The following is an 18,971-nucleotide window of genomic DNA, read 5'->3' as shown; positions in this document are numbered from 1 at the left end:
GTTTATGGCGGACAAGTCAGAACGTTCAAAAGAGATAGAAGTAGAAATTACATTAGATGATGCAAAAAAATTCCTACAAGAAAAAGCGAAAACAGAAGGTGAAATTTCGATGAAAGAAATTTCAGAGAAACTAACACCTTATGAATTGGAAAATGAAGAAATTTTCCATTTTGCTGAGGATCTTGAAAAGCATAAAGACATTCAAATCATTGGAAAAGAAGAATTTGAAGAAGAAAGTCTAATGAAAGAAGAAGCAAATGAAGAAACTTTCGACTTAAACGATTTGAGTGTACCACCAGGTGTTAAAATAAATGACCCTGTACGTATGTATTTAAAAGAAATTGGCCGAGTAGATTTACTATCTGCTGAGCAGGAAATTGCACTTGCAGAGCGTATTGAGCAAGGAGACGAGGAAGCACGTAAACGTTTAGCAGAGGCGAACTTACGTTTAGTTGTATCGATTGCAAAACGTTATGTTGGTCGTGGTATGCTATTCCTTGATTTAATCCAAGAAGGGAATATGGGTCTGATTAAGGCTGTTGAAAAATTCGATTACCGTAAAGGATTTAAATTCTCTACTTACGCTACATGGTGGATTCGTCAGGCAATTACACGCGCGATTGCTGACCAAGCTCGTACGATTCGTATTCCTGTTCATATGGTCGAAACCATTAATAAATTAATACGTGTACAACGTCAACTTTTACAAGATTTGGGTCGTGAGCCTTCTCCAGAAGAAATTGGAGAGGAAATGGATTTAACACCTGAAAAAGTTCGTGAAATTTTAAAAATTGCACAAGAACCAGTATCTCTTGAAACACCAATTGGAGAAGAAGATGATTCACATTTAGGAGACTTTATTGAGGATTCTGAAGCACAATCTCCATCTGACCATGCAGCCTATGAACTGTTAAAAGAGCAATTAGAAGATGTACTAGATACGTTAACAGACCGTGAAGAAAACGTACTTCGTTTACGTTTTGGATTAGATGATGGTCGCACACGTACATTAGAAGAGGTAGGAAAAGTCTTTGGCGTAACTCGTGAGCGTATTCGTCAAATCGAGGCGAAAGCATTAAGAAAATTACGTCATCCTTCTCGCAGTAAACGTTTAAAAGATTTCTTAGAATAAATTTAAATAGATGGAGCTATCCGACTAGTGTGAATTAGTTGGGATAGCTCCTTTTTTATATACTGAAAAGGTAATAAGCCCGCTACTCGACTTTCTTATTTTCGACAATAATAGATAATTAGAATGAAGGAAATGAAAGATTTGCGACTTTATACAGATGTGTTTTCCAAAATTGTGAGATAAAATTGTAATACAACCATTATTAAGCAATGTTTGGAGCTATCATTATGACAAATCCTCGAAAGAAAATAATCCTTAATGAAATTTTATTTTGGAAGCAAAATAAACTTTTACCAGAGCACTATTGTGACTTTTTAGCAGCTCTTTATACAGAAGGGGCTGATATAGAGGAGTTAGAGCCAGTGCAACATCCTAAACAAGCGATTTTGCCATCAGAAAAAAGAAAAATGGTCCTATTAGTAGTGGGTCTATGTATCGCCATCATGGCTGTTTTGACACTCTATTTTACAATGCAATCTTTGACTTTGATATTAACTGTGGTTGTGGGATTAGGGGCATGCATCTTATTTATTGCTGCATGGCAAATGGCACAAAAAAAACATCTACTGGCGCCTATTTTTCATGTACTGGCAGCCATTCTGCTATTTAGTATGTCTATTCGTATTTGCACTACATATTTTAGTGGAAATAATACGGTTTTGTTTTGTTTGATTGCAGCGAATTGTATAATTTGGCTTTGGTCGGGTATTAAAATGAAACTGCTATATTTCACAGTCTCAGGTGTTTTAGGGTTAGTAGCACTGATTGGATATTATATCATAAATCTATCTTGATACAGCAAATATTATATTGAAATTATTATTACATGAGAATCTGTATGTTGATACAAGACATACAGATTTTTTAATTTTTTGGTATATGTACGTGTGCAAAGGGTATGATAACAACAGAATCGTAATGAAAACAATGGTATGGAAAAGGATAAATATGACCAAATTTTGGGGTTGGCAAGACATATTTTATCCAATAGATACAGAAATGTCGAATTTGTTACAAACAAAGGAAAACTTAGCGAATAGGGCTTTTCGTTTCTTTGTTAATGAAGTACAATATTAGATGTTGACTGATTCTATATTATAATAGAAGTAGACTTAAAATGAGGAGGGGAAACTTATGAAAAACAATCCAGTCGTTCCTTACATCTTAATTCTGGCATTTGGTATTGGTCTTATTTTCTTCATGTCTTTACAAGGTGCAGATAACAAGAAAGAAATTGCTGCTGAACATGAGGGCGGTGGCGAAACTACTGAAACTACAGATGCAAACGATGATGGTGCAGCACTAGTACAATCTTGTATCGGTTGTCACGGTAATGATTTAAGTGGTAGTATGGGTCCAAACCTACATGGCTTAGATGAAGCCCATATCGTTGAAGTTTTAACAAAGGGTATCGAAGGTACTCCAATGCAACCGAACATGAAAACTGAAGAGGAAGCAAAAGCAATCGCTGAATACATTTCTACTTTAGAATAGTATGACTGACAAGTAGCTGTACTGACATAGTACAGCTACTTTTATCTTCAGCTACATAATAAAAATGGGGTTGTCCACAAAAAATGTGGGGCAACTCCATTTGTTTTTTTTCACGACATCATCCATACTATTAATGGACTCTATTGAAGATAGGCGGTATAAAATGAACGCACAAAAACTTTCAAAACGATTAGAAACAGTAGCAAAATTTGTTCCCACAGGAGCTATTATGGCAGATATCGGTAGTGACCATGCCTATCTACCATGCTATTTGATTCATCAGGGAACTGCTTCTCGTGCCATCGCAGGAGAGGTTGTAAAAGGACCCTATGAATCAGCTGTAGGACAAGTACAAAAGGAAGGCTTAACGGAGAAGATTACCGTACGTCTTGCAGATGGATTAGCAGCGATTGAAATGACTGACCATGTGGACACAGTCACAATTGCTGGGATGGGTGGACCTTTGATTGTTTCCATCCTAGATAAGTATCCTGAAAAGCTTCAAGGTGTCACACGTCTTATTTTACAGCCCAATATTCATGCTAAGGTCATTCGTGAGTGGGCGTTAGCACATCAGTGGGCGATTCTGGATGAAGAGATCTTAGAGGAAGATGATAAAATCTATGAAATCCTTGTATTGCAAAGAGGACAAATGAAGCTATCTACAGCAGAGATTTTATTTGGTCCTAAACTAAGCCAGCGCAAATCACCAGCATTTATGAAAAAATGGTTACGCGAAAAAGACAACTGGCAACGAGTGCTACAATCCATTGAAGAGGCAGAACAAACACCTGAAATTGAAGAAAAGCGTGCAGAGTTAATGGCTCTGATACATTTAGTGGAAGGAGTTTTGTAAGATGAAAACCGTGAATGGTCAAGAAATCATTCAAGTGTTCGAAGCATGGTCGCCCAAGAAACTTGCTTGCATGGACAATGATCCAATTGGGTTAGCTATAGGGACACTCAATAAACCTGTCCATAGAGTATTGGTGACGTTAGATGTTAATGATGCTGTTGCAAACGAGGCAATAGAAAAGGGCTGTGAGCTGATTATCGCGCACCATCCACCAATCTTTAGACGTCTGTCGAATATCCGCACAGATCAACCAGCGGGACGCCTATATGAAAAGCTGATTAAACACGATATCGCTGTTTATGCGGCCCATACTAATTTAGATGTAGCTGAAGGTGGGGTCAATGATCTACTAGCAGATGCCCTACAGCTAAAAAATTGTTCCATATTAGAAGAAACGTATGCTGAAAATCTGTTCAAGCTAGCTGTCTTTATACCTACTGCCAATGCAGAAGTATTACGTGAGGCTCTAGCAAAGGCTGGGGCAGGTCGTATTGGTGACTATGAAGCATGCAGTTATACGACGACTGGAGAAGGACGATTCCGTGCATTAGCAGGAGCAAATCCATTCGTTGGCACTATTGATGAATTACATGTGGAGGAAGAGGTAAAGATCGAGGTCGTATTTCCTGAATCCATCAAAAACCGCGTATTAAAGGCGATGCTTACTAGTCATCCTTATGAGGAACCCGCTTATGATGTGATACGTCTTGAGCAGCAAACTAATGTTATGGGGTTGGGGCGAGTAGGATACTTGCCACAAGAAATGACGCTACAACAATTTGCAGAATTTGTAAAGCAGCAGTTAGAAGTTCCAGCAGTTCGTGTGGTTGGTGATTTACAATCGAAGATTAACAGAGTGGCGCTTGTTGGTGGAGACGGCAATAAATATATTTATGCGGCAAAACGCGCTGGAGCAGATGTTTTCTTAACGGGTGATATGTACTTCCATACAGCACAGGACGCACAAGCCATTGATTTGCAAATTGTAGATCCGGGTCATCATGTAGAAAAGGTGATGATTGCAGGGGTAGCCAAAAAAATGGCTGAACTATGTGAGGATAAAAAATACCATGTTGAATTTGTACAATCAACCATCAATACAGAACCATTTTTATTTGTATAAGCGAGGGGAACAAATGTGGCGAATGATAGACCTGGAGGCAATAAGACGGGTAAGTTATGGATTATAATTGGTTTATTCATTGCTGTTTTTGGCATTGGTATGACGGTGATGACAAATACGATCAATGACAAGAAAATAGATGCGATGACACAGCAATGTGAAAATGATGGTGGACAAGCGATTGTATCAAAGGAAAAAAACTTTTTATCCACTAGCTATTCATTTGAATGTAAACAATAAGATGGTGGCTGAATGCTAGTGGAACTAGTATTCAGCCTATGTTGTTGAAAAAAGGTAATGTCAACGGCAGAATAAGCAATTTTGAAAGGCGAGGGGTTGATTTCCATTCCGCCAGCGTCCTTTCCAGGGGACGTCCGATGAGCCGCTTCACTCACTGCGTTCGCTCCAGCGTCTCCTCTGTGACGCTAAATCCCCTAGGAGTGACGCTGGCTCCACTCCAATCAACCATTCTGCAAAAGATAGCTTCTTATTTTCAATGTGGAGAAGTGATGTGTGACAACACCCCTCCATAAAAGAGGAGTGAATACCTTCACTTGAACCTTTGCTAAATTTATGGAGTGGAAGGCCACTTGGCTCCTGTGGGATAGCGAGACAGGCGAGCCTCTAAACGGAGCGGCTCGGCGCTCGCCCACAGGAAAGCAAGTAGCCTGCAACGGAAATCCTTTTTCACCTTTCACATAAATTCTATGGATGGTTTTGCTTTTCAACACTATGGGCTGAATGCTAGTAGAACTAGTATTCAGCCTTTTTAATAGGCAAAGAATCTATAGGTAGTGATAAGATGGAGGAGAAATCAAAGAATAGGAATGGGGAGATTTGACTTGTTTATTCGATTATCAAAAGATCAGCAAGAAATGATACTGGCTGATATTCAACGGTTTTTCTATAATCAGCGTGATGAAGATATTAGTGAATTTGAAGCAGAGCGTGTATTCGATTTTATCAAGGAACATATTGCTCCTCATATTTATAATGCCGCTCTATCCGATGCCAAATATGTAGTGGAAAGACAATATGCCTCTATTGAGGAGGAATTGGAGGCATTGGAGCAACCTATTAAAATGAAATAATCGTCCCTCTAGTTTAAATAAGTGACAGAAAATAAAAAATTATGTTAATTTAATTCTGATTATTCTAGGCTGACAAATTAGTGATGAATAAAGGGGTATGTTCCTGACCAAAATGGTTACGAGTGGCGATCGCGTACAATGAACGATGATGGAGTCACAAGAACGGATGAAAAAGAGGAGGCGTCATATGTTAAAAATCGGCATTATTTTAGGAAGTACGCGAGAGAGTCGTGTAAGCCCACAGGTTGGCACATGGGTAAAGGAAGTGGCAGAAAAACGTCGTGATGCGGAATATGAAATAATTGATATCGCTGATTTTAAATTACCGCTTTTAGGGGAGCCGGGCGGAGATGCTTCAGGAGTAGCGGCCTGGTCAGAAAAAGTCGGAGCATGCGACGGCTTTGTCTTTATTGTTGCTGAGTACAATCACTCCATTACAGGTGCATTAAAAAATGCATTAGATTATTTACGAGTGGAATGGAATAATAAAGCTGCTGGAATCGTTTCTTATGGTTCTGTTGGAGGTGCTCGTGCAGCTGAGCATTTACGAGGTATTCTTGGAGAATTACTAGTTGCCGATGTCCGTGTGCATCCAGCACTATCTTTATTTACTGATTTTGAAAATGGCTCTGTCTTTAAACCAAAAGAGGTGCAAGCAGATTCTGTTCATCAAATGTTAGATCAGCTCGTACCGTGGGCAACCGCTTTAAAAACAATTCGATCATAATTTCATGGCAATATGCACTCCCTATGTGCATATTGTTTTTTTATTTAAATGTGTTGATAAAATTACTCTTCTTCATTCACTAGTACGGTGAATGGAGTTTTTTTATTTTTAATAAAATACTAATATTTAAAAATATTCTTTCAATTCAGAAAATAATATGATACTATTAAAAAAATTATAGTTATACTTCAAAAAATACAGTGTAATCAAAAAAGAGGTGGCAATTTGGAAGATATTCATCAAACCATAAAAAAAACAAGGATTGATCAAGGCATGACATTAAAGAATTTAAGTGAAAAAACAAACTTATCGATTAGTTTTCTTTCACAAATAGAAAGGGGGTCATCTTCACTGGCTATTACATCTCTAAAAAAAATAGCTGATGCATTTGGAGTTCCGATCACCTACTTTTTTGAGTCCGATTCAAATAATACGTATGTCGTAAAAGAAACTGATCGCAAACCATTTAAATTAGAAGCATCTTCGATAGAATATACGCGACTTAATGGACATTTTAGTGGAAGAAATCTTGAACCGTTGCTTGTGAAGCTGGCCCCGGGTCAAATGGACAAAAATCAAGAATCGAGTCATCCAGGGGAAGAGTTTTATTACGTATTAAAGGGTGCTGTCCTATTTAAGGTTGATGGGCAAGAATATTTTCTTAGAGAAGGTGAAACAATTCATTATCCTTCTGAAGTTCCACATTCATGGGAAAATCCTTTGAATGAAGAAAGTATTGTTTTAAGTGTGTTAACGCCAGTGATTTTCTAAAAAAAAGGAAGGTTGGGTGGATGGAATGAGAGTCGCAACAGATATTGGGGGTACATTTACAGATTTAGTGTATGTTGATGAACATGGAAACTTCGGCTATGAAAAAAGTAATACAACTCCTCCAAATTTTGAACAAGGAGTCATTGATGTTATTAAGAAAAGTGGAGTGGATCAACAGCATTTAGAAATGTTTATCCATGGCACAACGGTTATTATCAATGCTTTAACTGAGCGTAAAGGAGCAAAGACGGGTCTAATTACAACTAAGGGGTTTAGGGATGTGTTGGAAATTGCTCGTGGAAATCGACCTGATTTATTTAATGTTAAGTATCAAAAACCACAGCCATTTGTAGAACGATATTTACGCAGAGAAGTAACTGAAAGACTTAATTATAAGGGACAAGTATTAGCAGCTCTGGAAATGAATGAACTAGAAGAAATAGTTGAATATTTCAAGAAGGAACAGGTTGAGGCCATTGCAATCTCTTTTTTACACTCCTATGTTAATAACGAGCATGAAAAAGCAGCTGTAGAAAAAATAAAGGAATTGTGGCCAGAAGTTCAGGTAACCGCTTCCAGTGAAATTACACAAGAGTGGCGTGAATATGAACGCACTAATACAGCGGTTTTAAATGCTTATGTACAACCAACTGCAACAACTTATATTGATCGACTTGAGCAAAAATTACAAGATACTATTGATATAGAGCAAAGTTATATTATGCAGTCAAATGGTGGTACCACTAAATTTGATAATGCGAAGCGTTTACCAATTAATATGGTAGAATCAGGCCCAGTTGCTGGTATTTTAGGTGCAGCGGTACTCGGTGAATTACTAGGAGAAAAAAATATTATTGCTTTCGACATTGGTGGAACAACAGCAAAATGTTCATTGATTGAAAATGGCGAAGTAAAAGTTTCTACAGATTACTATATCGAAAAAGATACTCGACGCGCAGGTTATCCAATTAAAACACCAGTTGTTGATATTGTTGAGATTGGTAACGGTGGTGGTTCCATTGCATGGATTGATGGTGCAGGTTCATTAAAAGTAGGGCCGCAGTCAGCGGGTGCTCGACCAGGCCCAGTTGCGTATGGTCAAGGTGGAACAGAGCCGACCACAACGGATGCAAATTTATTAACTGGTAGATTATCACCGAAGAACTTTGATTACGAGGTGAATTTGAACAATGTGAAAAATGCAATTGAAGAAAAAATTGGGAAACATTTTCATATGTCTGCTGAAGAAGCGGCACTTGGAATTATTCGTATCGCCAATTCCAATATGTTAAATGCTCTAAAGTTGATTTCTATTCGTAAAGGTCATAACCCTCAAGACTTTACCTTGATTGCATTTGGTGGGGGAGGTTCGATGCATGCACCTGCGTTAGCATTGGAATTAGGTGTTAAAAAGGTTATTATTCCAATCGCATCACCGGTGTTTTCCGCATGGGGGATGCTCATGACAGATTTACGTCATGATTATATTCAAACATACATTAAACGAATGAATAATCTTGATTTAACAAAAATGAACTCAATATGGGCAAATATTGAGCGTCAGGCATTCCAACATTTCCAAGAAGAAGGTATGGACAAAGATAATGTATTTTTCCAACGCTATGCAGATATGCGTTATCTAGGCCAGGAGCATACTGTGAAGGTACCTGTAGAGGGCGGTGAATGGAATCAACGAGTGTTAGATAAAGCGATTGCAGATTTTAATTTATTACATGAAAAGAATTTTACATTTAAACTACCAGAAGCAGAGACAGAAATCGTTAATATTCATGTGACGGCCTTTGGGAAGGTTGGTAAACCTAAATTAAAAACGATTGAGCGCCATACTAGCTTACAAGACGCATTAATAGAACAACGCAATGTTTATTTTGAAAATGATGGCTGGGTGAGAACAAATATATATGATCGTGAGCTATTACCTATTGAAATGAAGATAAGTGGTCCTGCTATTGTGGAAGAAAGAGCTGCAGCTACCGTAATCTATCATAAGCAATCACTCTATATAGATGCTTATGGAAATATTGTTATTGAAAAGGAGGAAGCGTAATGACTGCAATCAATCCGCAAATTGATCCATTTACTTTAGAAATTGTGAAGGATGCACTGCTATCTGCTGGAGATGAAATGTTTGTAGCTTTAGCACGAACTTCAATGAGTCCCATTATTTATGAAGTATTAGATTATGCGAGTGGCTTAACAGATTCAGCAGGTAATTTATTAACTCAGGGTAATGGTGTGACAGGTTTTATCGGCATGCTCACTTTTATGGTAAAAGAAACGTTAAAAAAATATCCAGGAGATAAATTAAAAGAAGGAGATATCATTATAATTAATGATCCTTATCAAGGCGGCGGTTCACACCTTTCAGATGTTGGACTCGTAATGCCAATTTTTTATAAAGGTCAATTAATTGCCTTTTCAGCTAATAAAGCTCATTGGACTGAAGTTGGAGGGAAGGATCCGGGTTCATTTACTAACGATTCTGTTGACATATTTCAAGAGGGACTACAGTTTTCATGTATCAAACTTTATGACGAAGGTAAATTGAATGAAGCACTTGTTGAAATAATACGTTCAAATGTGCGATTCCCAGATCTATCTTTAGGAGATATGTTTGCACAAGTTGCAGCTCTTCGAACAGGAGAAAAACGAGTAAGGGAATTGTGTGATAAATACACATTAGCTACCATATTGGCAGCAATTGAATATCATTTAGATCATGGCGAAGCGATGGCCAAGCAGGAGCTTGCTAGATTACCTAAAGGAGAATTTTACGCAGAAGATTTTATTGATACAGATGGGATTGGTAACGGACCATTTCCAATAAAAGTGAAAGTGACAATATCAGATGATGAATTTATTTGTGATTTTAGGGGAAGTTCTCCTCAAGTACCTGGACCAATGAATTGTTCCTATACAGGTTTAGCATCAGCTGTACGTGCAATCTTCTTAGCTATTACAAATCCAGCGCAGGATGTAAATGATGGTGTGTTTAGACCACTAAAAATAATTGTTGATCCTCAATCAATTATGTCTGCGGAAAGACCAGTACCTGTGTCCAATTATTTTGAAACCTTGCTTGGCAGCTTAGATTTAGTATGGAAAGCCTTGGCACCACATATACCGAGTCGATTAACTGCTGGTCAGTTTTTATCCGTTTGTGCTGTAACGTTAAGTGGTACACATCATGATACAGGAGAGCCATTTTTAATTGTTGAACCATCAGTAGGTGGATGGGGTGGCGGAAACGATGCTGATGGAGCCTCTGGTCAATTCTGTTTTTCGGATGGTGAGACATATAATGTGCCAATTGAGGTAGCGGAAACTCGCTATGGTGTGTTAATTGATGAATATTGTTTAAGAGAAGATAGAAATGGAGCAGGGGCTGGAGAATACATTGGTGGCAAAGGAGTAATCAGATCCTATAGAGCCATGACGGACAATCAAGCAGTAACAGTGACCTTTGGTAGGAATAAGTTTTTACCATGGGGGATTGACAATGGACATGAAGGTTCGCCGAATGAATTTTATGTAAAAAAAGCGAATGGCCAGGTAGATGGACCATTCGGGGTCTATCCAAGATATAAACTAGATAAAAATGATGTGGTTCAATTAATGACTGGCACGGGTGGAGGCTATGGCAATCCACTTAAACGTCCAGCGGAACAGGTAGCACATGATGTGAAAAATGGCTATTTTTCAAGAAAAGAAGCAGAAGCTATTTTTCATGTTCTTGTAGATGAGTCAGACTACAGCTTTAAAGAAATGCCAGAAAGAAATCGAGTAGTAAAGGGAGAATAACTATGATTATTAAAGAAGTATCACAGAAAGATATTGTTCAACAGAACCTATTTCAAGACAAATACAACGATAGCCAAATAAAGTTTGGCTTTGTCCAAATAAAACCAGGGGAGCGGTTACCATTAGAAGGGACAACTTCTCATTTAGAAAATGAGTACTCCTTTATTGTAAAAGGTACTTTAACTGGAGAATCCGGTGGAGAAAATTACCGAATTTCACAAGGAGAAGCTTCCTATATTCCTGCTGGAGAACCTCATTGGTGTAAAAATGATAGTGATGAAGTGGTTGAACTTGTCTATGCGCTATTGGATATAAGATAAAGAGAAATAATAGAAAACAAGCTACGAATAAACACAAACAGTAAGGGGGTTAAGTAAAATGAAAAATGAAGTCAACACAGAAAAAACATCTATGCTTGGGAAAGATCCTGCATTAACGCCAATACCAGAGAATGATCGTCAACATTGGATTACACCAACAATGATATTTGGTGGGCTTGAATTTACCATTCCTGTTTTAATGGTAGGAGCAAGTTTATCAGCTAGTTTCGGATTAGGTAAGATTTTTTTAATATTGATCATTGCTTTATTTGTTTTTCAATGGCTTGGTAATGCATTACAAGGATATATCGGTGCAAAAACAGGGCTACCTTCTTCAGTTATTGCCAAAACAAGCTTTGGAACGGTTCAAGCTAAGTTAATAGTTGGATTGACAATATTTATTGTTTCACTTGGCTGGTGGGCATTACAAACGGCTGTTGCTGGAAATGCTATTGCTGCTATGTTTGGGATTGACTATAAACATGACTGGTTAGCTTGGGCAATAGTCACGACAGTGGCAGGTCTTCTTTTTGCTGCACCTTCAATTATTGGCTATGGTTCAATGAAGTGGACAGATTATTTAGCTGTCCCATCGGGTTTATTGTTAATTGTTGGTGGTATTTATTTAGCATTAAAAAATACGGGCTGGCAGACAATTGCATCTTGGAGTCCTGAACCATCGATGACCATAATGGCAGCTATTAGCCTTGTAATTGGTGTCAATGTGTCACAATGGGTAATTGCTTCTGACTACACTCGTTACGCAAAGCCGACTTGGAAAGACAATTTTATTATTCCAAGTGGGATAGTTTTAATTGGATTCCCTCTATTTATTGTAGGAGCCATCATGTCTGTGGGTGTGGGAGATCCTGATATCGTGAATGTTATGATGAATTTAGGTTTTCCAGTTTGGGGCTTTCTCATCTTATGGTTAGCTACTTGGACATCTCAATTGGTTAACAATTACAGTATGGGATTAGCGTTAGCTAATGTTTTAAATGTGACATCAGGTAAGGGACGTGCATTACTCACATTTATTGGTACCATAATTGCCATAATCATTGCGTTAATGGGCATTCTAGATTACTTTACAGACTTCCTGTATTTAACGGCTTTGCTCTATCCAGCAATAGCAGGTGTTATGTTTGCTGACTTCTTTTTAATCCGTAAAAGACAATGGGTTGAAATAAAAGGATGGAATTGGATGGCTACGATTGCTGTCGTTACAGCTGTTATGATTGGGTACTATTTCCAATATGTAAATCCAATGGGTTTACCTGCAGTACTATCTTTATTTGTTTCGATCGTTGTTTATTTAATCGCAATGAAAGTAAAGAAACAAGTGGCCCCTGATCAATTTACAGGAAATAATCTATCGGATTAGGGATTAATCAAAGGATACTGGAGGATCATTTTTGAAGGTAGTTCCATATTAAAATAAAATGCAACTTTACAATGGAAATCGTAACAGGAGTAGAGATTTTTCCTATGAGTTTCAAATTAATAGAACGGCCACTTTCAGTAATACGATCAACATGAAAGTGGCCCTTTGGTTGAGACAGCTACCATTAATGTTTGATTTCTTCAATGACTTTTTCTTTTAAATCATTCTCCATAGAAGATAGTTTTACTGTATTTGTGAGGCGTTCCTTTAATTCTTTATCAGTCATAATGCCACGTTCCTCTAAAATTTGTATAAGTAGATTCAATGTTAGCATATTTTTAATTTCCGCTGCTTTTGTCCCCATATAAAACCCTCCAAAATGATAGAATTACTACCCCTTTAGTGTACTCCTTTTTGAAAAGCGTAACACAGAATGGACAAAAACAAGCAAATTTATTTCGTGTCCCGGAATATGTGGGTAAAAATAAGCAATCCAATGACAAGCTATTCGATGAGATAAATTTGATAGAACAGGACCATGAAAACAGTGAATATTGTTTTGAATGGGGTCATACCTTCGTAACAGGAGGGATTCAATGGTCAAACGGTTTGGGCTTGTTATAGGATTGTTAGTCGTCATCATATCTCTATTGATCCTGTTTGATAAAATAAAAATAGATAATAAATCAGAAACAACAAAAGAGGGACAACCGCTTATTACGAATGAAGAGTTGAGCCTATCTAGATTGAAGGATAAGCTTCTTGAAAAGTATGTTGGCATTGATGTCAAAACGACTGCAGAAAAGGAATTGGTGATCCAGGTTGTAGGCGAAGAAGACTATTTCCAGTCCGTCAAAAAAGATATGGAATCCATTGCAAAAAATGTGATTAAAACCTCCGCATTAAAGGACTATTCGATTGTTTTTGAAAGATGGGAGTTTACTTCATTGCTTGATGACAACAAAATGCTGGGGGCTGATATTAACCTGTTGATGGAAGATTTAATCAAAGGCTTAGAGACTTTTGATGTATACGAATATTTAGTCATTGAAAATCGAACAACCATTACGATTCAAACAACGATAAAGAGTGCCACTCATGAAGATTTACAGTTAGCTATGAGGATGGAACAAGCCATTAAAAAGATTTTACAAACAAATGCATCACCAAATCAGTCCTATGTCATTAACATATTAAATACACAGCGGGAAAAACTAAATTAGCTATCTTAAGTCATGACAAAGGCATCGAGAAATAACGCTCGATGCCTTTGTCATGGCTATGTAGTGAATGCAAAGAGTGCTTGATAAAGGGTTGCTAGGAGTGCAACGAAGTGCATATCGTCTGTTTGGAAAAGCTTAAATAGTATGCCTGTTCGTACTAGTTCGTTTTCAATAGGATTTGCACTGGCAATCTTTTCATCATTGCAATATAAATAAGCTGTAGAGGTAAAATCCTTTTCAAATCGAAAATGTAAATCGTCCATTTTGAATGCATAAGAGGATTCTAATAATTGGACTGTTTTTCGCTGAATCGGTATCGAGCTACCATCAGGCATCCTAATTTGATGGCTGACCCCTTTTGCTAATAGGGTAGATTGTACTTGAAAAAGTGGTGCTCCTGACGTAGTTCGCGTTTCATAACGATACGGTAATGTTTGCTGAGCCGCTACTAGCAGGACGGCATTCAGTATTTTACCAGTAGAGGAACGATCTACTTTTTGAAGCATACATATTGTTTCGTTGTGTTCATTCACGATTGGGATATCCGTAAAGCTTTTAAAAGCTTTTGGATAGGTAAGTGTAAATGTTGCCATAAAGAAACCTCCAGTCATTATCTATACGAGTAAGCAGTCGAGGAGGTTTCAAGAAAATTTACTTACTAAAGAACAAGCCGAGCAATGTAACATAATCACTTTATTTCCAAACAAAGAGGCTGCTGAAATGGCGAATATTTCGCTTTCAGTAGCCTTTTTGTTGTTATGGCATTGAAGTATGTCCTGCAAGAGCACGTTTTTCTTGCTCCGTATCAAATTCTTTTTCCATTTTTGACACGACCACTGTTGCCACGCCGTTTCCAATTAGATTTGTCACTGCACGTGCCTCTGACATAAAGCGATCTACGCCAATTAATAGGGCAATTCCTTCTACTGGAATCATAGGAAAGGCTGCCAATGTTGCGGCAAGTGTAATAAAGCCAGAGCCTGTTACACCAGCTGCTCCTTTAGAGGTAAGCATTAAGATGGCTAGTAACGTAATTTGATGCCAAACATCTAAATCCACCCCATATGCCTGTGCAATAAAGATAGCAGCCATTGATAAATAAATGGAAGTGCCATCTAAATTAAACGAGTAACCAGTTGGGATAACGAGCCCTACTACTTGCTTAGAACAACCATAGTTTTCAAGTTTACGCATCATGGAAGGTAGTGCAGATTCAGATGAAGATGTCCCAATAACGATAAAAATTTCATCTTTAATGTATTTAATAAATTTAAAAATACTAAAGCCGAAGTAGCGTGTAATTAATCCGATAATCACAACAATAAAAATAAACATTGTAGTATAGACGGATAACATTAAAAATCCTAAATTTCCAAGTGATTTAAGTCCGAAGTTTCCGATTGTATAACTCATGGCACCGAACGCACCAATAGGAGAAATTTTCATTACCATGTTAACAATTTTAAAGAAAATATCTGCTACTTGTTCAAAAAATTTAATAACAGGTTTTGCTGGTTCTCCAATCGCTGCTGCAGCTAGTCCAAATAAAACAGCTGAGAATAAGACAGGTAATAATTCACCATTCGCTAATGCACCTACCACATTTTCAGGGATAATTTGCATGATAAAAGCACCTAAGCCATGTTCTGCAGCCGCCGCATCTGTATATTGTGAAACATCAGCACCGCTGGCAGCATCTGTATTAAAGCCTTTTCCTGGTTGAACAATATTGACAACAATTAAGCCAATCGCAAGTGCAAATGTTGAGACAATTTCAAAATAAATTAAAGCCTTCCCACCAATTTTCCCAACCTTTTTGACATCCCCCATACTACCAATACCGATGACGACTGTTAAGAAAATAATCGGTGCTATTAACATTTTAATTAGTTTAATAAAGATGTCCGCTAATATTTTTAGCTTTGCCCCGAACTCAGGGAATGTTGCCCCGACAATGATCCCTAGTACAATGGCAATCAACACTTGTACTGTTAAGTTTTTAAAATTTATCCGCATAATAGTTCTCCCCCTACAACATCTATGAATATTGTGTGAACGCTTTCATGTGGTTATCATAGCTGAAATTTTCCGACAATAGTGTTTATGACCGTAATGTTTGTATTGTTCATTTTGTTCATTTTTTAGGGAGGGGAGAGATAAAGCTAGTAATAACAGGGGTTTCAGGCTGTTTTATAGTAGATTTGAGATTATCTAATCTATTATAATACAAAAGAAAAAATCCTTACGGTTAGTAAGGATCTTTCATTAATGAACAAAAGTATTAAGGCGCAACGATTTTTTCAATCTCTGTTAAGATGCGATCATTTTGAATATGGGCTTTATAAAAATCGTAGACAGGCGCAAGCTGCTCTTTAAAGCGCTGTCTTTCTAGTGGACTCATTGTATAAACATCAAAGTCATCTTGCTGTTTAAGCTTCTGCATATCTTTTTCATTCATCAGTGCAGCCTGTTCAAATTGCCAATCTGTTGTTTCTTTCATGGCATCCAACAATTGGTGTTGAATTTTTACAGGCAAGGAATTCCAAAAGGTTTCGTTCATTAACACAGCATAGCCCAAAATACCATGCTGGGTGATGGTCATATGTTTCTGTACTTTGTAAAAACCTTTTGAGTAAATATTCGATGCTGTATTTTCCTGCGCGTCAATCGCATGCTTCTCTAAATCTGTAAAAACCTCGCTAAAGGAAATGGGCATAGGCGTTGCTTTGACCACTTCAAATTGCTTTTCCAATGTTTTACTAGGCATCGTTCGCACACGTAAGCCCTGTAAATCCTTAAATGTATGGATAGGATGATCAGAAGAGGTTAAATGCTTAAAGCCATTGTACCAAAAGCCAAGTCCCTTAATATGAAACGGCTCTAGTTCGTTGACTAATTGTTCACCTATAGAACCCGTCAGAACCTCCTTGACTTCATCATCTGTCTTAAATAAATAAGGTAAATCCAATACCTGCCAATTAGGAACATAAGCGGTCATCTTCGAAAAAGTAGGAATAATCATTTCTACGTCTCCCTTTTGTAAAGCCTGGAACTCATTTTCATCATTGAATAAAGAAGAATTTGAGTAGACATGTACTTTAACTTTCCCATTTGTTTTTTCTTCTACTAGCTCAGCAAATTTATTGGCCGCTTGTCCTTTAGGCGTATTCTCAGCAACTACATGACTCAAATGAATCGTTATTTGTGTGTCTAACCCATTTTGCTCATCATCATAGGGAAGTGGCTTGGCAAAGAGTAATCCTTGCTGAATACTAATGGTAACGATTAAAGCAAAGACAGTAATCATCGTTCCTATAATAAATTTTTTCATTGAATACACCCAATTTATTCGTATTTTCTGATGTTTTTGTTATTCTAACATATGGAGTACGCTAAAATATAGTAGGAGGGAGGCGGTCATCTTGAAATTTCAAAAGTTATCGATGCAGAGAAAAATCATGTCACTGACGTTTTTTATTCTGATGCTTTCCTTTAGTATTGGTGGTACTTTCTTATTAGGGTTTGTAATGAATGAACAGAAAACAAAACTAAGTGATCAAGCACTACTAGTGGCCAAAACCGTCTCACAGCTTCCTGAAATAAAAACGTATATTGCTAGCGAAAATCACCTCGAGGCCATTCAACATATTAACCCTGTAGTAGAAGAAATTCGTGATATCAATGGAGCAAAGTATATTGTTGTTCTTGATATGGAACGTCGAAAATATTCTCACCCCAATAGCCAGGAACTTGGTCGAATATCGCAATCGGGTGATTTAAACGCTGCGTTTTCTGAGCATTATTATACGTCGATCGCTCGTGGAGAGCATGGTGATATGGTGCGTGCATTTGTACCGATTATGAATCAAGAAGGTCAACAAATCGGTGTTACGGTAGTGGGGTTCAGTGTACTTACAGTAGTGGAATTACTACAATCAATGGAAACAGAGCTGATGATTACTGTTCTATTATCTTTAATCTTTAGTGTATGGGGTGCACGAACTTTAGGGCTTCATATGAAGAAGCAAATGTTTGGATTAGAGCCTCATGAAATTGCCAAAATGTATGTGGAGCGTACAGAAACATTTAATGCCATGCATGAAGGCATCATTGCCATCGACAATGATTTGACCATCACAATTTTTAATGAAAAAGCTTGTGATATATTAGGTGTTCATGAAAAACCCTCTGTACTAATTGGTCAGAAAATCTTTCATGTCCTGCCTGATACACGACTTCCAGAAATTTTAGAGCTAGATCAGCCATTATTTAATCGTGAGCTATATATTAATAATCACAGTATTATGAGTAACCGAATTCCGATACAGGTTAATGGGGAAACCGTCGGGGCAGTAGCCATGTTTAAAGACCGTACGGAAGTGAAAAAGCTTGCAGAAGAACTAACGGGCGTTCGAGCTTTTGTCCAAGCTCTGCGCGTACAAACGCATGAGCATAAAAATAAACTGCATACGATAGCAGGTCTTTTACAGCTCGGTCATCATGAACAGGCACTCACTTATATAACGCAAGTGAAGGAAGAACATGATGAAATCACGAATTTTTTAAATGAACGTATAAAAAATGAAAATATTTCTGGGCTATTGCTTAGTAAAATTTCTTATGCTAAAGAACAAGGAATTCGACTAGAGATTGATCGTGAAAGTCGATTAACATCCTTCCCACCTAATTTGGATCATCATGATTTCGTTATTCTATTTGGTAATTTAATCGAGAATGCATTTGATGCATTAAAAGATGTACAGGTTGAGGAGAAAGTGATTCATGTTTCAGTAGATGAAGATGAGGATGTCCTTGCGATTTTAGTAACGGATAACGGTGTTGGCATGACGGAAGAGGTCAAACAGCACATATTTGACAATGGTTATTCTACAAAAGAGAAAAACTACCGTGGAATAGGGTTGTTCCTAATAAAAGAAATCGTTGAAAAAGGACAGGGTGATATTGAAGTCATCAGTGAACCCAACAAAGGGACAAGTTTTTTAATCACCTTTTATTATTCATAATTGG

The 18,971-nt window shown here is 37.5% G+C and carries 19 protein-coding genes; 15 read left to right on the top strand and 4 right to left on the bottom strand.

What is annotated here, in order from left to right; translation table 11 throughout:
• Nucleotides 1-4: 4 nt before the first annotated feature.
• From rpoD to CRI88_RS06590, 13 genes are all read left to right on the top strand, one after another.
• Nucleotides 5-1,132 carry an RNA polymerase sigma factor RpoD gene (gene rpoD / locus CRI88_RS06660; protein ID WP_004227165.1) on the top strand — a complete coding sequence of 376 codons (1,128 nt, stop codon included), beginning with the start codon at nucleotides 5-7 and terminating at the stop codon, nucleotides 1,130-1,132.
• Nucleotides 1,133-1,359: 227 nt separating this feature from the next.
• A complete protein-coding gene (locus CRI88_RS06655; protein WP_036120498.1) occupies nucleotides 1,360-1,926 on the top strand; it encodes a hypothetical protein in 567 nt (188 codons plus the stop codon).
• 340 nt (nucleotides 1,927-2,266) lie between these two features.
• Entirely contained in the window at nucleotides 2,267-2,626 is a 360-nt protein-coding gene (gene cccA, locus CRI88_RS06650) for a cytochrome c550 (RefSeq protein WP_036120495.1), read from the top strand.
• Between the two features lie 163 nt (nucleotides 2,627-2,789).
• Entirely contained in the window at nucleotides 2,790-3,482 is a 693-nt protein-coding gene (locus tag CRI88_RS06645) for a tRNA (adenine(22)-N(1))-methyltransferase (RefSeq protein WP_058844762.1), read from the top strand.
• A 1-nt stretch (nucleotide 3,483) separates the two neighbouring features.
• Complete coding sequence (locus CRI88_RS06640; protein ID WP_058844763.1) at nucleotides 3,484-4,605, top strand: Nif3-like dinuclear metal center hexameric protein; 1,122 nt, start codon at nucleotides 3,484-3,486, stop codon at nucleotides 4,603-4,605.
• 15 nt (nucleotides 4,606-4,620) lie between these two features.
• Complete coding sequence (locus CRI88_RS06635) at nucleotides 4,621-4,845, top strand: hypothetical protein (protein WP_036120485.1); 225 nt, start codon at nucleotides 4,621-4,623, stop codon at nucleotides 4,843-4,845.
• A gap of 602 nt (nucleotides 4,846-5,447) precedes the next feature.
• Nucleotides 5,448-5,696 carry a DUF2164 domain-containing protein gene (locus tag CRI88_RS06620; RefSeq protein ID WP_036125412.1) on the top strand — a complete coding sequence of 83 codons (249 nt, stop codon included), beginning with the start codon at nucleotides 5,448-5,450 and terminating at the stop codon, nucleotides 5,694-5,696.
• Between the two features lie 187 nt (nucleotides 5,697-5,883).
• Entirely contained in the window at nucleotides 5,884-6,423 is a 540-nt protein-coding gene (locus CRI88_RS06615; RefSeq protein ID WP_058844112.1) for an NADPH-dependent FMN reductase, read from the top strand.
• A gap of 225 nt (nucleotides 6,424-6,648) precedes the next feature.
• Nucleotides 6,649-7,194, top strand: a complete 546-nt coding sequence (locus CRI88_RS06610) for a helix-turn-helix domain-containing protein (RefSeq protein WP_036125407.1) — start codon at nucleotides 6,649-6,651, stop codon at nucleotides 7,192-7,194.
• A 25-nt stretch (nucleotides 7,195-7,219) separates the two neighbouring features.
• The gene (locus CRI88_RS06605; RefSeq protein ID WP_036125405.1) at nucleotides 7,220-9,262 is read left to right on the top strand and encodes a hydantoinase/oxoprolinase family protein; all 2,043 of its coding nucleotides are present in this window, start codon (nucleotides 7,220-7,222) and stop codon (nucleotides 9,260-9,262) included.
• A complete protein-coding gene (locus tag CRI88_RS06600; RefSeq protein WP_058844113.1) occupies nucleotides 9,262-11,016 on the top strand; it encodes a hydantoinase B/oxoprolinase family protein in 1,755 nt (584 codons plus the stop codon). Before CRI88_RS06605 ends, CRI88_RS06600 begins: the two co-directional genes overlap by 1 nt.
• 2 nt (nucleotides 11,017-11,018) lie before the next feature.
• Nucleotides 11,019-11,336, top strand: a complete 318-nt coding sequence (locus tag CRI88_RS06595; RefSeq protein WP_036125397.1) for a cupin domain-containing protein — start codon at nucleotides 11,019-11,021, stop codon at nucleotides 11,334-11,336.
• Between the two features lie 58 nt (nucleotides 11,337-11,394).
• Nucleotides 11,395-12,720 (top strand): purine-cytosine permease family protein, encoded by a 1,326-nt coding sequence (locus CRI88_RS06590; RefSeq protein WP_058844114.1) that lies wholly within the window; start codon nucleotides 11,395-11,397, stop codon nucleotides 12,718-12,720.
• A 184-nt stretch (nucleotides 12,721-12,904) separates the two neighbouring features.
• Here the strand turns inward: CRI88_RS06590 and CRI88_RS06585 are convergent, their stop codons facing one another.
• On the bottom strand, nucleotides 12,905-13,084 hold the full coding sequence (locus CRI88_RS06585) for a hypothetical protein (RefSeq protein ID WP_036120467.1): 180 nt from the start codon (nucleotides 13,082-13,084) through the stop codon (nucleotides 12,905-12,907).
• Between the two features lie 232 nt (nucleotides 13,085-13,316).
• Between CRI88_RS06585 and CRI88_RS06580 the strand changes: the two genes are divergently transcribed.
• Nucleotides 13,317-13,943, top strand: coding sequence for a hypothetical protein (locus tag CRI88_RS06580; RefSeq protein WP_058844115.1), 627 nt, complete (start codon nucleotides 13,317-13,319; stop codon nucleotides 13,941-13,943).
• A gap of 56 nt (nucleotides 13,944-13,999) precedes the next feature.
• On the opposite strand, the gene CRI88_RS06575 is transcribed toward CRI88_RS06580, so the two are convergent.
• The 3 genes from CRI88_RS06575 to CRI88_RS06565 all read right to left on the bottom strand — a co-directional run bounded on the left by CRI88_RS06575 (nucleotide 14,000) and on the right by CRI88_RS06565 (nucleotide 17,274).
• Nucleotides 14,000-14,536: a tubby C-terminal domain-like protein gene (locus tag CRI88_RS06575; RefSeq protein WP_036120461.1), complete on the bottom strand. Its 537-nt coding sequence runs from the start codon at nucleotides 14,534-14,536 to the stop codon at nucleotides 14,000-14,002.
• A gap of 163 nt (nucleotides 14,537-14,699) precedes the next feature.
• Nucleotides 14,700-15,959, bottom strand: a complete 1,260-nt coding sequence (locus CRI88_RS06570) for a dicarboxylate/amino acid:cation symporter (RefSeq protein ID WP_036120458.1) — start codon at nucleotides 15,957-15,959, stop codon at nucleotides 14,700-14,702.
• A 265-nt stretch (nucleotides 15,960-16,224) separates the two neighbouring features.
• Entirely contained in the window at nucleotides 16,225-17,274 is a 1,050-nt protein-coding gene (locus CRI88_RS06565; RefSeq protein WP_036120455.1) for a TRAP transporter substrate-binding protein, read from the bottom strand.
• Between the two features lie 112 nt (nucleotides 17,275-17,386).
• Between CRI88_RS06565 and CRI88_RS06560 the strand changes: the two genes are divergently transcribed.
• Nucleotides 17,387-18,967: an ATP-binding protein gene (locus tag CRI88_RS06560; protein WP_036120476.1), complete on the top strand. Its 1,581-nt coding sequence runs from the start codon at nucleotides 17,387-17,389 to the stop codon at nucleotides 18,965-18,967.
• Nucleotides 18,968-18,971 lie beyond the last annotated feature (4 nt).

Origin of the sequence: Lysinibacillus fusiformis (assembly GCF_002845985.1) — a bacterium.
GTDB classification, from domain to species: domain Bacteria; phylum Bacillota; class Bacilli; order Bacillales_A; family Planococcaceae; genus Lysinibacillus; species Lysinibacillus fusiformis_D.
The sequence above is the reverse complement of the archived record's forward strand: the minus strand, read 5'-3'. Positions and strand labels throughout refer to the sequence as shown.

Excerpts from the sequence above, each read along its gene's own strand:
- rpoD (WP_004227165.1), top strand. The coding sequence starts at position 5 with ATGGCGGACAAGTCAGAACGTTCAAAAGAGATAGAAGTAGAAATTACA.
- CRI88_RS06655 (WP_036120498.1), top strand. The coding sequence starts at position 1,360 with ATGACAAATCCTCGAAAGAAAATAATCCTTAATGAAATTTTATTTTGG.
- cccA (WP_036120495.1), top strand. The coding sequence starts at position 2,267 with ATGAAAAACAATCCAGTCGTTCCTTACATCTTAATTCTGGCATTTGGT.
- CRI88_RS06645 (WP_058844762.1), top strand. The coding sequence starts at position 2,790 with ATGAACGCACAAAAACTTTCAAAACGATTAGAAACAGTAGCAAAATTT.
- CRI88_RS06640 (WP_058844763.1), top strand. The coding sequence starts at position 3,484 with ATGAAAACCGTGAATGGTCAAGAAATCATTCAAGTGTTCGAAGCATGG.
- CRI88_RS06615 (WP_058844112.1), top strand. The coding sequence starts at position 5,884 with ATGTTAAAAATCGGCATTATTTTAGGAAGTACGCGAGAGAGTCGTGTA.
- CRI88_RS06605 (WP_036125405.1), top strand. The coding sequence starts at position 7,220 with ATGAGAGTCGCAACAGATATTGGGGGTACATTTACAGATTTAGTGTAT.
- CRI88_RS06600 (WP_058844113.1), top strand. The coding sequence starts at position 9,262 with ATGACTGCAATCAATCCGCAAATTGATCCATTTACTTTAGAAATTGTG.
- CRI88_RS06595 (WP_036125397.1), top strand. The coding sequence starts at position 11,019 with ATGATTATTAAAGAAGTATCACAGAAAGATATTGTTCAACAGAACCTA.
- CRI88_RS06590 (WP_058844114.1), top strand. The coding sequence starts at position 11,395 with ATGAAAAATGAAGTCAACACAGAAAAAACATCTATGCTTGGGAAAGAT.
- CRI88_RS06585 (WP_036120467.1), bottom strand. The coding sequence starts at position 13,084 with ATGGGGACAAAAGCAGCGGAAATTAAAAATATGCTAACATTGAATCTA.
- CRI88_RS06580 (WP_058844115.1), top strand. The coding sequence starts at position 13,317 with ATGGTCAAACGGTTTGGGCTTGTTATAGGATTGTTAGTCGTCATCATA.
- CRI88_RS06575 (WP_036120461.1), bottom strand. The coding sequence starts at position 14,536 with ATGGCAACATTTACACTTACCTATCCAAAAGCTTTTAAAAGCTTTACG.
- CRI88_RS06570 (WP_036120458.1), bottom strand. The coding sequence starts at position 15,959 with ATGCGGATAAATTTTAAAAACTTAACAGTACAAGTGTTGATTGCCATT.
- CRI88_RS06565 (WP_036120455.1), bottom strand. The coding sequence starts at position 17,274 with ATGAAAAAATTTATTATAGGAACGATGATTACTGTCTTTGCTTTAATC.
- CRI88_RS06560 (WP_036120476.1), top strand. The coding sequence starts at position 17,387 with ATGCAGAGAAAAATCATGTCACTGACGTTTTTTATTCTGATGCTTTCC.